The sequence below is a fragment of the Streptomyces mobaraensis genome, assembly GCF_020099395.1.
GTDB lineage: Bacteria > Actinomycetota > Actinomycetes > Streptomycetales > Streptomycetaceae > Streptomyces.
On record NZ_CP083590.1, the window covers coordinates 843,576 to 857,756 of the forward strand.

General features: G+C 65.7%; 11 protein-coding genes and 1 pseudogene. 3 read left to right on the plus strand and 9 right to left on the minus strand.

Annotation, left to right across the window (positions count from 1 at the left end; genetic code table 11):
* Nucleotides 1-125: 125 nt before the first annotated feature.
* Nucleotides 126-2,048, plus strand: a complete 1,923-nt coding sequence (locus tag K7I03_RS03455) for an AfsR/SARP family transcriptional regulator (RefSeq protein ID WP_185941963.1) — start codon at nt 126-128, stop codon at nt 2,046-2,048.
* Between the two features lie 69 nt (nt 2,049-2,117).
* Here the strand turns inward: K7I03_RS03455 and K7I03_RS03460 are convergent.
* The 9 genes and pseudogenes from K7I03_RS03460 to K7I03_RS03500 form a co-directional block, all read right to left on the minus strand.
* Nucleotides 2,118-2,454 (minus strand): annotated as a pseudogene (locus K7I03_RS03460) (transposase); the annotation flags it as partial.
* A gap of 7 nt (nt 2,455-2,461) precedes the next feature.
* The gene (locus K7I03_RS03465) at nt 2,462-2,917 is read right to left on the minus strand and encodes a pyridoxamine 5'-phosphate oxidase family protein (RefSeq protein ID WP_185941964.1); all 456 of its coding nucleotides are present in this window, start codon (nt 2,915-2,917) and stop codon (nt 2,462-2,464) included.
* 78 nt (nt 2,918-2,995) lie between these two features.
* A complete protein-coding gene (locus tag K7I03_RS03470; RefSeq protein ID WP_185941965.1) occupies nt 2,996-4,081 on the minus strand; it encodes a threonine aldolase family protein in 1,086 nt (361 codons plus the stop codon).
* Nucleotides 4,082-4,086: 5 nt separating this feature from the next.
* Entirely contained in the window at nt 4,087-4,572 is a 486-nt protein-coding gene (locus K7I03_RS03475) for an aldehyde dehydrogenase family protein (protein WP_185941966.1), read from the minus strand.
* A complete protein-coding gene (locus K7I03_RS03480) occupies nt 4,569-5,690 on the minus strand; it encodes a hypothetical protein (RefSeq protein WP_185941967.1) in 1,122 nt (373 codons plus the stop codon). The genes K7I03_RS03475 and K7I03_RS03480 overlap by 4 nt, the downstream gene beginning before the upstream one ends.
* A gap of 24 nt (nt 5,691-5,714) precedes the next feature.
* Nucleotides 5,715-7,541: an asparagine synthetase B family protein gene (locus K7I03_RS03485; RefSeq protein ID WP_313772146.1), complete on the minus strand. Its 1,827-nt coding sequence runs from the start codon at nt 7,539-7,541 to the stop codon at nt 5,715-5,717.
* Complete coding sequence (locus K7I03_RS03490) at nt 7,529-8,542, minus strand: alpha/beta hydrolase (RefSeq protein WP_185941969.1); 1,014 nt, start codon at nt 8,540-8,542, stop codon at nt 7,529-7,531. Before K7I03_RS03490 ends, K7I03_RS03485 begins: the two co-directional genes overlap by 13 nt.
* Nucleotides 8,539-9,945 (minus strand): MBL fold metallo-hydrolase, encoded by a 1,407-nt coding sequence (locus K7I03_RS03495; protein WP_185941970.1) that lies wholly within the window; start codon nt 9,943-9,945, stop codon nt 8,539-8,541. The genes K7I03_RS03490 and K7I03_RS03495 overlap by 4 nt, the downstream gene beginning before the upstream one ends.
* Nucleotides 9,945-11,315, minus strand: a complete 1,371-nt coding sequence (locus K7I03_RS03500) for a formylglycine-generating enzyme family protein (protein WP_224346848.1) — start codon at nt 11,313-11,315, stop codon at nt 9,945-9,947. Before K7I03_RS03500 ends, K7I03_RS03495 begins: the two co-directional genes overlap by 1 nt.
* 488 nt (nt 11,316-11,803) lie before the next feature.
* Here K7I03_RS03500 and proB point away from each other — a divergent pair, with 488 nt between their 5' ends.
* Complete coding sequence (gene proB, locus K7I03_RS03505) at nt 11,804-12,889, plus strand: glutamate 5-kinase (RefSeq protein WP_224347377.1); 1,086 nt, start codon at nt 11,804-11,806, stop codon at nt 12,887-12,889.
* Nucleotides 12,876-14,126, plus strand: coding sequence for a glutamate-5-semialdehyde dehydrogenase (locus K7I03_RS03510; RefSeq protein ID WP_185941972.1), 1,251 nt, complete (start codon nt 12,876-12,878; stop codon nt 14,124-14,126). The genes proB and K7I03_RS03510 overlap by 14 nt, the downstream gene beginning before the upstream one ends.
* The last annotated feature ends 55 nt before the right edge of the window (nt 14,127-14,181 follow it).

Below are 14,181 nucleotides of genomic sequence, written 5' to 3' on the forward strand. Positions count from 1 at the left end.
GGCACAGTAGGTCAATTCCTAGTCCGCCATACGACCGACCCGGACAAAGTATAGCGCGACATTACGGCGAGTATCGAACCACACCCCACTCTTGGTCATCTTCAGAACCGGATGAAGGTAAGCCAATGACGCAAGAAGCTGATGTGGCCCCACTGGACATCGAGTTCCGCATACTCGGACCAATCAGGATCGCAGTGGCTGGCCAGCCACTGACAATAGCTTCCACTAATCAGCGGGTTGTACTCGCGATGCTCCTACTCGATGCGGGGCAGGCAGTCCCGATCAGCAGGCTGATCGACGCGGTATGGGATGACGATCCGCCCACCACGGCGCGGAACGGGTTGCAGCTGTGTGTCTCACAGCTCAGGAAACGGTTCGTCAAGGCCGGTGCCGGACACGTAGTGGTGACGCATCCGGTCGGGTACCTGATACGCGAACCGAAAGAGTCGTTGGACATGCGGCGGTTCCAAGAACACGTCAAGACGGCCTCTGCCATTTCCCGCACTCGGCCTTCCGAGGCGGTCGGGCACTACCGGGCAGGGCTCTCCTTGTGGCATGGGGATGCGGTCAGTGACCTCTCGAGCTGTGCTGTCCAGCCCGCTGCCATGCGCCTGAACGAGGGGCGTCTCACCGCCCAGGAGATGTGTCTGGACCTGGAGTTGCAATTGGGACGTCATGCCCAGGTGGTGGGTGAGCTGACCGAGCTGGTGGCCCGCTACCAGTTCAGAGAGCGCTTCCGAAAGCAACTCATGCTGGCGCTGTGCCGGTCGGGGCGGCAGGCAGAGGCCCTCGATGTCTATCGAAGGTGGCGCGAACTCAACCGGGAGGAACTCGGCCTCGATCCCAGTAGTGAACTCAGGGAACTGCACCAGGCGATCATCAACGGGGACCACTCTCTCGCTCTGCCGAGGCAGCCCGTCAAAGGCACGGCCGCCTCCACGCGGCCGCCGGCGGAAGTCCACCCGTCCGCGCGCCCCGGGAGCAGCGAGGCCGGAGCGATCCCGGTACCCCGGCAGCTGCCACTGGCGGTCACCGGATTCGTCGGCCGAGGAGCACTTGTGGCCCAGCTCAAACGCAGGCTGGTTCCTCCGGCAGACAAGGCCGAGGAGCTGGTGAAACTCGTGGTGCTCACGGGTCGCGGGGGCATGGGCAAGACAGCGCTCGCGGTCCATGTCGGACACTCGGTCGCAGACGAGTTCCCCGATGGGCAGCTATACGCGGAAGTGGGCGACCAGGGCGGCTCTTGGAGGGACCAGGGCCAGATCCTCGGCGGGTGGCTACGAGCGGCCGGCATACCCGCATCGGCCATCCCCGAGGGCCTCGGTGATCGTGCGGCGATGTACCGCAGCTGGCTGGCCGGCAAGCGAGTACTCGTTGTGCTCGATGAGGTGACGGAGCAGTACGACGTAACGCCCCTGTTGCCAGGCACTCCCGGCTGCGCGGTCATCGTGACCAGCCGCAGCCGGATGGTCCACCTGACCGGCGCTGATCGCCTGTCCGTCGGACCGCTCGGCGAGCCGTCAGCAAGCGACCTGTTGTCCTGGCTCATCGGCCGTGGCCGGGCAGACAGCGAGCCGGATGGTGTGCGGGATTTGGTCGAGTTCTGCGGTGGCATACCGCTCGCGCTGCGCATCGCCGGCTCCAAGCTCGCGGAGCGTCCGCACTGGAAGGTCGAGCAGCTGCGCACGCGGTTGGCGGACGAGCGACGAAGGCTGGACGAGTTGGATCTGGGAGGGACAAACGTGCGGGCTACGCTGGCATTCGCCTACCGTGGTCTCACAAGTCAGCTCCGGCACCTCCTGCGCCGCCTCTCGCTGCTCGAGACAACAGACTTCCCCGCATGGGCGGCCGCCACGGCCATGGACGTGGACCTGAAGACGGCCGAGGACATGTTGGCGGAGCTGGTGTCGGCCCAACTGCTCGACGTCCGCGTGGCAAATGACGGAACCCCACGGTACAACATGGAAAATCTGGTACTGATCTTTCTACGAGAGGCGTCGGCCCGGGACGAACCGCAGATGGACCGGCGGGAGGTGCTTCGATGCTAGGTCGGGTGCTGGCCGGCCTTGGCACAACCCGCGCACGACCTCATCACGGAAGGCGACTTCGCAGCGCTGCGACAGCCACCGGCCCTGGCGGGAGGACCAGTCGAGGTAGGCGTGGGTGCCGTCGGCGGAGTCGGTGCGGATCAGTGTCTGCTGTCCCCGCCACGGCCGTTTCGGCGGTTGGATCAGGGTGAGTTGGGTGGTGGTGATGTGATCGCTCGCGGTCTTGGAGCCTGTGTTCCCGGACCACAGCAGGGCGGCCACCGGTTCCCCGGAACCGGTGGCCGTGGTCGACGATCGCGATGAGCGGGTGATGGCTGAAAGTCTTCTTCCGGGTTGCGGTGGAGTCCTGTTTCTCGGAGTGCGCGAGCACCAGCACGCCGTCGATGTCCACGATGACGCGATGCCCCTCCGCGTCAGCCCAGCCAGTGCCCGTCACGCATGAGCTCGCGTCCAACCAGCTCGTTGGCCTCGCGCCAGGCTTGGATCCGCACCGGGCGGATCCGGAAGTACTGATAGGGCCTGTCGAGTTCTCGCGGGTCGAATCCCGTCTTCAACGCGAAAGCGTCCGCTGTCCCAGGAGGCAGTTCTTCCACATCCGCTGCCTCGGCGACGCCCTCCACGAGGACAACGTCACGCGTCGGGCCGAGAGCAAGCCGTACTCGGCCGCTCGCCAGCAGGTTACGGCTCGTGGGGGATGTCCGGACAGTGGAGACGAGGACGTGTGTGCCGTCCCAAAGGAAGGAAAGGGGGACGAGGTACGGACAGCCCTCCGCGTCCGCACTGGAGAGCCACACGTCGACGTCCTCCTCCAACCTCTTCCGTGTGTCCCGTAGCCTCTCGGCCAGCTCGCGCGGCGTCTCGGCTGCCATGTGCCCTCCTTCAGTGAAGTCCAGTCCTGTAACAGTATTGGGACCGGCAGTCGACCACCGTACTCATTCGGCTGGTTCTCATCGCATTGCAACCCCGGTGTGAACCACGGCCGTCACAGCGCGGGCCGCCTCGTGTGCGGAGTCCGCATCGTGCGCCCGGTGGACCACGAAGCGGACGCGATCGTCTGGGAGGGGCAGCACTTGGACTCCCTGGCGGGCGAGCCGCTCAGCGAGCTGTGCCGCAGGCAGACTGGGACACCGCAGCATGACGATGTTCGTGGGGTGAGGCGGCAGTGACACATCGGCCCCGGGTACCTGCGAGAGTTGGGAGGCCAGTAGCGCCGCTGTGGCGTGGTCGTCTGCTAGTTCGGGGAGCCGGCGCAGAGCAACCAGGGCCGGGGCGGCGAGCACTCCCACTTGGTGCAGGCTGCCGCCCAGCTTCTCTCGAAGCTCGCGGGCTCGCGCAACGAAAGAGAGGGTTCCGCCCAGCAGCGTGCCGGCGGGTGCCCCCAGCCCCTTGGAGACGGACAAGGTCACGCTGTCAGCGGGCCGTGCGAGTTCCGCAGGCGGGACCTTCAGTGCGATCGCAGCGTTCGCCAGCCGTGCGCCGTCCAGATGCACGTGCGCCCCGTGTCCACGGGCCAGGTCGGCCACCGCTTGTACTGCTGACGCCTCTAGAGCGCTGCCGCCGTGCATCATGCTCGTGTTCTCCACACACACGATGGTGGGTTGCTGTATCTCGTCGGGGTGTTGCGTGGTGAGCACTTCGTTCAGTCGACTGACGTCCGGCAATCCGTCAGTCTGTTGGGGCAGGGCGAGCAGGTCGGCTCCGGCGAACCGTTGTAGCCCCGCATCCTCCAGGAAAGACATGTGACTGTGCGCGCCCGTGAGGACCCGTGGGCAGGCTCGTCTGGGGCCAGACGCAGCCAGCACGGCGAGCAGGTTGGCCATGGTACCGGTAGGAACGAACAATGCCGCTTCGGTACCGAGGAGTACGGCACCTTTCTTCTCCAGTAACGACACCGTGGGGTCGTCCCCGTACACGTCGTCGCCGACACGCGCATGTGCCATGGCCGCGCGCATCTCGGCGTCGGGCACAGTCCGGGTGTCGCTGCGGAAGTCCAGCCGGGCCGCCGTGTCGTAGTCGCCTGAGTCATACGCCATGGGGGCTACCTCGTGCCAGCGGAAGAATGCGCGACCCAAACGGCGCGAGGGCGGATGTAGCCATCTGTCGCGTGGAGGCCCAACTCGCGGCCATATCCGGATTGGCCGATCCCGCCGACGCTGACTGACTCCTCGATATCCCCCCAGGTGTTGACCCAGACCATGCCGGCTCGCAGCGCCTGGGCGAAGCGCTCCGCGCGACCGGCGTCGGAAGTCCCTACGGAAGCCGACAGCCCGTAGGGAGTGTCGTGTGCGAGAAGCCTTGCCAATTCGCGTAGGCGATGGGACCGTTCCATCAGCGCGGTGCTTCCCCAAGAATTCCGAAATGCGTCGTCAGCCCGAACGAGCAGGTGTTCAACGTCCTGCGCGCTGGTGTCCGGCAGGCTGGTGACGGAGCGTCCGGTGGCCGGGGCGATAATCCAGCGTTCGCCGGTCGCTCCGTCCGCTGCGATCTCCTGCTTGGCCTCTGTTACCAGGCTGCTGTCGCTCACTGGAGCACCTCGGAGTCGCCGGATAGCTGCAGCTTTGCTATCAGCTCCTCAACACAGCTCAGGAATCCGTCCCTCCCGAGGGCTGTCCCTGCGCTTCCCAGGAGCTTCAGGTCCAGCGCGGCCTGTGTGTCGTGCCACTGGGCGTCACAGGCGCCGAAGTCCGAGTGGACATAGCCGAGATGGATGGTGTGCCTGGCCACGTCGAGCGTCTCGGTCTGTGCCGGGTGCTTGTCCTGGCGCGGTGGGAACTGCAGTCGGCCCCGACCAGCGGCCTGCACGATTAGCCGGAGTTCGCTTCCCCCGGATGTGGGTGAGCTGTAGACGACCTCCAGTTCGCGCCGGCCGTCGGGGTCCGCGAAGATCGCGGCACTGTCGGCCTGGAAGCCACGGATTGTCGCTGGAATGCCGTGCTCGGCGACGAAAACAGGGACAGCATTTGGAGGCACCCACTCACCCTCATGTGAGCCCCCGCTCCGGTGAAAGACGAAGACGCCCGTGGGGACGGAGACCATGTCGACCGGATGGCGCGCCCAGTAGCTCAACTCCGAGAAGGGGGTGGAGAGCACACGGTGCACCGCACTTCCGTCCGCCGGTCGCAATCCTTCGTACAAGGAGACGAGCTCTTCGTCACCGAACTTGCCTTGCAACACTGAGAGTTCCACCGTGGTGCGGGCCAGACGGGCACTGGCCGCCGCGTTGTGGAGGTAATCGGTGCCCAGCCAGACGACCCGCCCGTCACCGATACCGAAGGGGCGTGTCTCACTCCCCCAGAGGCAGGGGTGGTCTACCGCCGGAAATGCCCAGTCGTACAGGAACTGTTTGATACGCAACCGCCGTCCCCGTCCGGCGATCTCCATCCGGTACGCGGCCGGATTGGCGGTGCTCCACGGAGTGCGTCCGGCAGTGCTCTCGGTGCGTCCGGGGGGCGCCTCCTGCCGGAGTGTGCCGACATGCACTTCGCAGTCCTCCGGCAGGCAGGTGGGGGACCACAGCACGAAGTTGCACCGCTCCTGGGCCTTCTCCGGCTCCATCGCGGTGGGAGCCGGAGGGAGGTCGGCCGCGTCTGGCACGGTCTTCCAGCTCCAACGGGGAACATCCGCTGCGTCTTGGCGGTTCACTTTCGCTCCTGGGGTAGGTCGTTGTCAGGCGGCGCCGATGTCGGTGCCCAGCGGGAGCGCACCCCGGTCGGACGCAGGCTGGCCCGTCCGAAGCGTGGCAAGGTGCTCCAGCCAGGCTGTGCTGGAGGCGAGGAAAATCCATTCCCCCACGCCTAGTTCCTCGCGCAGACGCTGAGGGAGCGGGGGCAGGCCGAACGGCTGGCCCTGTTCGTCGGTGAGTTCCGCCAATTTCCGGACGTAGCCGGAGTCGGTAGGAGACGGAAAGCCCTGCTTGCTCCGGCGCAGCACAGACGCGGGCAGCAGGTCGGCCAGCGCCGACTTCAGCAGCTCTTTGTGACTGCCCGGACCGCCCGTGTTCTTCATGTGTTCGGGACACCGGAAGGCGAGTTCGGCCAGTGTCACGTCTTGGAAGACGGGTCGGTCCTCAAGGGTGAACGTGGACGATGTGGCATCGACCATGTCGTTGACGTACACCAGGAAACGCCGCATGAGGTGGAAGCGTCCACGCTTGAGTGGGTCGATGGTGTCCAGTGCACGATATTCGGCCAGGGTGCGTTCCCACACCTGTTCGCGGACGGCATCGAGGTTGACGTCCATCTCCTGAGCGAGCCACTGCATCAGTCGTGCCCATACGGGGCGCTCATCGGGATAGAGGCGATGGGTCAGGTAGTGCCGACCGTGCACATGTGTGGGCGCGGCGGGGGCGACGACGGGGAAGTAGCGTCCGTCTTGATAGCCCCACATCTCATCGGCTCCGTGCCCGGAGTAGACGACTACCTGCCCGTTTTCGGCTACCTGCTGATAGAGGCGGTGCATCGCCAGTTCGGCGCCGTGCAGAAGCGGGCGCATCAAGCGTCGCGAAAGCGTCGGGACCAGTCCGGCGGCGATTTTCTGGTCGAGTTCACACACGGTCATGGGCAGCCCCAGGCGCCGAGCCACCTCCTGAGCGTGCTCCACGTCGTCGCCGGAGCCACCGATACCGTCCTGGTAGCGCAGCACATATGGGTGGACCGGGACATCTGTAGCCCGCAGGCCAGCGGTGACGGCGGAACTGTCCACGCCGCCGCTCAGCACCGCCGCGCGTGGCACGTCGGACACGCTCGCCTGGCGGACCGACCGGTCAAAAGCCGCCCTGATCTCCTCGGCAGTCACAGGGGAGTCCCCGGACTCGGGTTGCCAATAGCGGTGGGCGCGTGAGCGTGGTGGGTCCAACACGAGGCATTCGGCGGGCTGCAGAGCGCGAACATCGCGCAACCACGTCCGGTCGTCCGCCGCGTCCATCCGGATCCACGCCCGCAGAACGAACTCCTCAGGGTCCGTCTCGGCCGCCACCAGACCAGTGCTCAGCAGGGCTCCCGGTTCGGAGGCGAACAGCACCCCGCCCGCAATATACGCGTAGATCAGTGGCTTCACGCCGAAGTGGTCCCGAGCCAGGACGGTGCGGCCGGTGTGGTTGTCGTGCCAGGCAAGCGCGAACATCCCATCCAGCGGGCGCAGCGCGGCTGAGGGATTCTCGACTTGGCTCACCTGCTGAATGATGAACTCGGTGTCACACGAAGTGCGGGCCGGCCATGGCTGCGGTGCCGGTGACCGGGAGCCGTACACCTCTCCGTTGTGCACCAGCACGATCCGACCATCCGGACTCGCCATCGGCTGGTCGCCGGCGACAGAGCGATCTCGGACGGCAAGCCGGACACAGGCCAGCACCACAGTGCCGTCAGGGGAAACATACGGGTCTGCGGCGCTCTCGCCACGGTGTGCCATAGCCGTCGTCATCGTTGTGCCAAGTCGGGCAAGCCACTCCCGGTTCCGGGCCCCGTCCAGGCTGATGAAGCCTGCTATGCCACACATTCAGCTGTCTCCGTTCCGGATCGCCAGACGAGGGTGAGTGCGGCCAGCGAGTCGGCGAACCGGCGCTCGATACCGTGGTGCCCACCTTCGTGTTCCCGATAGATGTGGCTCACTCCATGCCGGTCGAGGGTGGAGTGCAGCGCTCGCGCCCCCCAGTGCATGCCGTAGTCGTCACGGACACCGACGTCAACGTAGAGCAACCGCAGGGCCGCCAACCGGTCTCGGTGGACCGGCACCATCCGCACCGGGTCGTGGGCAAGCCAGCGCTGCCAGACCTCGTCGCGGAAGTCGCCGGTCGACGGGTCGCACGGCAGCGCTTCCGCCGCTGTCAGGCCCGGCTTGTCGCCGTAGCACATGCCCATTGCGACGATGCTCATCGCCACCATGAAGGTCGCGTCATACGGTCCGCTGCCGCGGCGAGCCAGCAGCGCGTCGACACCGCCCGCCGTGGCCACGGTGTCCAGGACCCGTGGCAATAGCGGCAGATACACGTGCTCGAAGCCTGCGTCGGGTGAATGAGCAACTGCCGCGCCGAATAAGTCGGTCGTCATGGCCGCTACGAGCGCTCCGTATCCACCACTGGACTTGCCGGCGACAGCACGGCAGGCGGCGTCCGGCAGGGTCGGTAGGCGTCTGTCCACTTCGGCGACCACTTCGGCCAGATGATCAAGATACTGCCCGGAGGTGGCAGAGTTGATGTACTGAGACCCCCCATAGGAGGTGGTGCAGTCTGGTACGACGAGCAACGCGGCCGGCACCCGGCCGTCCGCCATCGCCTGCCGGATAAGGCCGCCGGGCGAGTCACCGAACATCAGCGCCTGGCCGGTGAGCGTGGGATGAGCACCGAAACCGGTCAGCCAGTAGATCACCGGATACTGGCGGGTCTCGTCGTAGCCGGGCGGCAGATGCACCTCGATCCGGCGTCGGTGGGGATCGCCCAACGGGTTGGCCCGGAGGCAGGCGCTCTCGTGGTCGAGGATGACGACGTCCGCAGTGCTCATGTGCCGTCCGACTCCTGAAGTACGCGCTCCACATGGCGGGTGTAGTAAGACGGGTGGTGGAAGACTGCGGACAGCAGATTGCTGTTGCTCGCCCAGAGGCTGTAAGAGCTGCCGAACAGCAGGTCCGCGTCGAGCATCGCTTGCAGGGTGGACGCGGCGATCTCGGTCCAGCTCTCGCCGCCGAAGAGATGCGCTCGCGCTGCGCCTTCGCCGAGGCGGACGATCCGGCCGGCGACCGGGTCAAGCAGGAACGCGCTCTGTGTGCCATCGTCCTCGCCCAGCGAGATGACGTGCTGCGCGCTTCCGCTGTCCAGTGCTCGGTACCAGAAGTCAGTGGCCACAAGTCGATCGAGGAGGTCTCCGAGCATATCCTCGCTGTCGCGTGTCTGCCGACCGTAGCGGTCGACGGCAGGGTCGAAGGCCGGGACGTGCGCCTGCGGATCGAAGGCGACCTCTGCATAGACGCTGTCGAAGTCGTAGCCGTCTGCCGCAACCGGCCCCTTGTCGGTGAGTACGGCTATGCCGTCCGACATCTCGATGACCTGGCCTGGCCCCCACAGCAGGCCGTCACGACCACGTTCGTTCAGTCGGCGCAGGGCGTCGGTGGGGCTGAACGGGAAGATGGTGCGGTTGCACCACGCGTAGTCCTGCTCGCCGTCACCTCTGACCCTCCAGCCGAAGGACGACGGCACGGTGATGGTGGCCGACAGCACGTCGGTGTAGCGGTCGAAGTTGGCGATGGCACGGGCCACGGTCGCCTCGGGGTTGTGGAGCGGTCTGCGCTCGGTGAGGACTCCAGGCGGCGAGAGGCTGTGCACCGGCACAAAGGCGATGTCGATGCGCGGCGCGTCGGAACGTTCCAGAAACTCCACCGTGGAGTCATGCAGCAGGGAATCGCCGCACACCATGACCGTGCCGTCGGCAGTCTCGATCAGTACGCTCATCTCTGGGAAGGGCACGTCGGAGACGAAGGTCCGCAGGGTTGCCCCGCTGAGCGTAACCGTATCCCCGGGGGTCACCGGATGCAGCTTCTCGAACCCGAGCCGACGCAGTGTCCAGGAGATGGCCTGATGGCCCAGCCCGGAGGCGGTGAGCGTCGGCGGGACCGGCCCGACGGGATACACACAGGTGATCTCCGGGCCACGGCGCGGGCTGTCGTCGAAGTCGACGTCGGCGCCTTCCTGGAGCCGAGCGAGCGAGGGGAAGTGATGGTGGTCGAAGTGGTGGTGGCTGAAGACGATGCAGTCCACCCCTTCCTCCAGGACCTGCTCCAGACCATCCGGCAGCGCCGGGTGGTGTTCCCAGAAACGGTCGAGACGCTGGGTGAGCCACGGGTCGACCAGGATCCGCTGGGTATCGGTCTCGACCAGCACGGCGGCGTGGCCGAGCGAGGTGAGACGCATCACTGGGTCACCTCATAGACGCACCGGAAACCCACCTCGTTGTGGAAGTCGGTGATCAGGTCCTTTCCCCGGTAGAACGTGGCCAGGCAGGTCCGCGGTGAGGTCCACGTGCCGCCGCGCAGCACGTGGAAAGCATCCTTGCGGTTCATGAACTCCATGGGGTGGCGGCCCTTGAAGAACGGATCCATGTCTTCACCGGTGTAGAAGTTCGTCCGGGTGAGCTCCCACACGTTGCCGGACATCTGCAGGGCTCCGTAGGGGCTCGCGCCCTGCGGAAGGCTGTCCGAGGGCAGCACCGGATGTTCCGGTACGTCGGAGTCGGTCGTCGTCACCAGCAGTGCTTCGAGCTCATCCAGATCGCTGACAGCGGTCCCATACGAGCGCTCCACGTAGTTGACACGCTCCGGGTCCCAGGTGTTTCCCCACGGGTAGGTGCGACCGTCCGTGCCGCGCGCCGCCTTCTCCCACTGCAACTCGCTCGGCAGACTGCCCCCGCTCCATCGGGCGAAGGCCCACGCGTCGTACCAGTCGATCCCTACGACGGGCATGTCAGGGGCGTTGAAGCGGGAATCGTGCCAGTGCACAGGCTTATGGTCCCTCCCCTCCGACTGATCCGGGTGGTCGAACTCCGTGGACCCGTCGGTGTCCGTCAGGAACTCTGCGTAGCGGGCATTGGTTACGGTGGCCCGGTCGATGTAGTACGCGCTCAAGTGCTCGGCGCGCAGCGGGTTGTCTCCCTGTGTCATCCGGAAGGGCCCGGTGCTGGGCTCCGCCACCCCCGCCATGAAGGGGCCTGCCGGCACCAGCACCACGTCCTCGTGGCGCCTAGGGCGCGTGAGGTGCTTGTGAATCCGCGCCCGCATCTCGGAGAAGTACTCGTCCTCCAGTTGCCGCAGTCGATCCGGATCCCTGCTGCCGAAGATGGCGAGGAGGGCACGCTTGGTGAAGGCCGCGCCGCAGCCGACGGGCTTGCGAGTGAAGTCCCTGCGCGTGAAGTTGCTGGGCCACCCGGAGATGCGTATGAGGTCCGGCACCGCAGCCCTTATGCGGTGCTCGGTGGCCATCTTGAGGGCGGCGAACGCCACCCAGTCAACCGGGTCGTGACTGGCTGCTGCGACGGCCGACGCCGCTGCGGGAACGTCCCTGTGATGACTGGCCAGGAGGCGGACGGCCGCAGCCCGCACCGGCCACTCGGGGTGTTTCGCGGAGAGGCTGATCAAGAGGGAGATTCCCGAGGCGTCCCGGCCCTGCTGGTCGGCAAGGGAGATCACAGACCCGACGGATGCCCAGTACTGCTCGTCACTCGACCCGTCCACCTTGAGGTACTCGAGCGGAATCTCCACGGTTTCCGAAACGAGGTGTCCTACCACCAGATATCTCCCCTAAGAGCTATTGGAGCCGCCTGCACGCATCGAGCATGCAGGCGGCAAAAAAGCTACTTCAGACGAAAAGAGCAGCACTACCACTTGGTGGTGTCCTGCTCGCCGTCACGGGTACCCATGAAGTCCTTCTCCGACATGTAAATCACCCCCACTCCACATTATCGACAATGCCGGGCTCACATCGATCACCGACGCAACAAACCTTCTTTACCTGCCCGCAAAAAGTCAACAGTGGACCGGCGATGCAGACGCATACGGCTCATTTCATACCCCACGCGCCGCGTACTGCAGCCCTCCACTCAAGGGGGGAAAGCCAAGCTCAAGCGTCCAGGATTCGCACCGGCAGACCGGGATGACCACTGGCGAAAAAACGTCGGTCCGCAGAAACAGGCTCCTGATTCAGCCGCCTACAGTACTCGTACAGCGGCAGCACATCGAAAACACAACGGGTGTCGGAATAATGGTTCATCGTGGCCATGCGAAAGGAAACTAATTCGTTGGGCAACAGAGTGGTGATCAAGGTCGGTACTTCTTCACTGGTCACCAGGGGAAAGCTGGACCTGGAAAAGGTTGACGCCCTCTGCACCACGGTGCAGGGAGGTATTGAAGCGGGTCTTGCCCCGGTCCTCGTCACCTCAGGGGCGATAGCGATGGGGCGGACGAGGCACCATGCCTTGTCCGCCACCACGCCGGCGGCGAATCAGACCGCTGCGGCACTGGGCCAGGGGTTCCTCTATTCGGCGCTGCGGGCACGTTTCGCCGAACTGGGGGTGGAAACCGCACAGCTGCTGCTTACTCCGTCCGACCTCACAGAACCCGAACGCGGTGATGAAATCCGTCCCGCACTAGAACTGATGCACACGCTGGCCGTCATGCCCATAGTCAACGAGAACGACGTGCTCGGCGTTCGCAACAATGATGTCCTGGCAGCGGTTCTTAGCGGGTACCTGCGGGCCAGGCTCCTGTTGTTGTTGACAGATGTGGCGGGACTCTACGACCGGAGCTGCCCCTTGCCAGGTGGGCAGCCGAGGCACATCCCGGTGGCGGTGGACGGGGTAGCCGCAGCCGAGGCAGTCGCCAGAGGAGCAGCAGGCGACAGCGGCACAGGGGGGATGCTGGCCAAGCTGAGTGCTTGCTGGATCGCCACTCACGCCGGAGTCAGAACCGTCATCGCACACGCCGCAGATCCATCCGCTCTGCTCGCCGCCTACCGGGGAGAGGCGGTCGGTACCGTGTTCCTACCACAGCCGCTGTACGTCGACCCACCTGACCTCGGCCGGCTGTGGCGGGCGTTCCGTACGCCACCACGGGGCACGGTCTTGTGCAATTCGCTCGGGCTCGAAGCCATTGAACGAGGTCAGCCGGTACGGCGCGCCGATATCACAGCCATCCGAGGTGCGTTCGAGGCCGGCGATGTCGTTGACATCATCGGGCCGGACGCGAGGGCAGTAGCGCGGGGCGGCATACGCCAGGCCCCGAACTCCTCATCCGCACCGGATTCCGTGCTGTTCACCCCATCCGATTACGTGCAACTCCTGGAGTCGAGCCATGTCGGTGACTGAAATCTGCGAGAACGCTCTGGCCGCTTCGGCGGTGGTCGGACAACTAACCACCGCGAAGAAGGACCAGGTGCTGTCGGACATGGCAGCGGCAGTGGAGCGGCACAGGCAGGCAATCGCCGAGGCGAACCAGCGGGACGTCGACGCCGCCCGTGAGTCCGGAGTCGCCCCCACGCTCATCGACCGCCTCACCCTCAACGAGCGTCGCATGGACGGATTGGTGAAGGCCATCCGTACAGTCATGGCACAGCCCGATCCGGTGGGCCAGGTCGTCAAGGGCTGGACCCGCCCCAACGGCCTGCTTGTTGAACAGGTGCGGGAGCCGCTCGGCGTAGTCGCCGTCATATACGAGGCCCGGCCGAACGTCACCGCCGAGGTGGCGGCGCTCTGCCTGAAGTCCGGCAACTGCGCTGTGCTGCGCGGATCATCGATGGCAGTGGAGACCAACGCGGCAATCATGACGGCGTTGTCCGAGGCCATCGCCCTTCACGATGACGTTCCCGCCGCGGCCGTCCAGTTGATCGGCGACTCCTCGCGGGAGGCAGCCCTTGAGCTGATGCGCGCTAAGGGCTTCGTCGACCTGCTCGTTCCCAGGGGCGGCCCTGCTCTGATCGCCTCGGTGGAGCAGAACGCGACCGTCCCGACCGTCATCGACGGGGCGGGTAATTGCCATACCTATGTCGATGCGTCGGCCGACCGGGCCATGGCTACCGAGGTCTCCATCAACGCCAAGACGTCACGCCCGAGCGTCTGCAACGCCATGGAGACGCTGTTGGTCCACGAGGACCTCGCCGCCGACTGGCTGCCGGGCGTGCTGGACGCGTTCGCCGACCACCAGGTCGAGATCCGCGGTTGTGAAACGGTCCAGCGGGTATGGCCGAAGGCCATGGCGGCGAAGGAGGAGGACTGGGGCACCGAATACCTGGGGCCAGTGCTCGCGGTCCGCGTCGTCGCTGATGCCGATGAAGCCATCGCCCACATCCGCCGCTGGGGTACCTACAACGCAGAGGGCATCGTCACCGGCGACCTGGCCGTCGCACGCCGCTTTGCCCAGTCAGTGAATGCGGGGAGCGTCTTCGTCAACGCTTCCACTCGTTACTCCGACGGCGGAGAGTTCGGGTACGGGGTCGAAATCGGCGTATCCACGCAGAAGCTGCACGTCCGCGGCCCCATGGGGGTCGAAGCGCTCACCACGGTAAAAAACGTGGTCTGGGGCACCGGCCAGACGAGGGTGGTGTGATGCGGTCGCCCTTGCACGTCTCGCCGCTCGTGACAGAACTTGGACAGGCCCTATC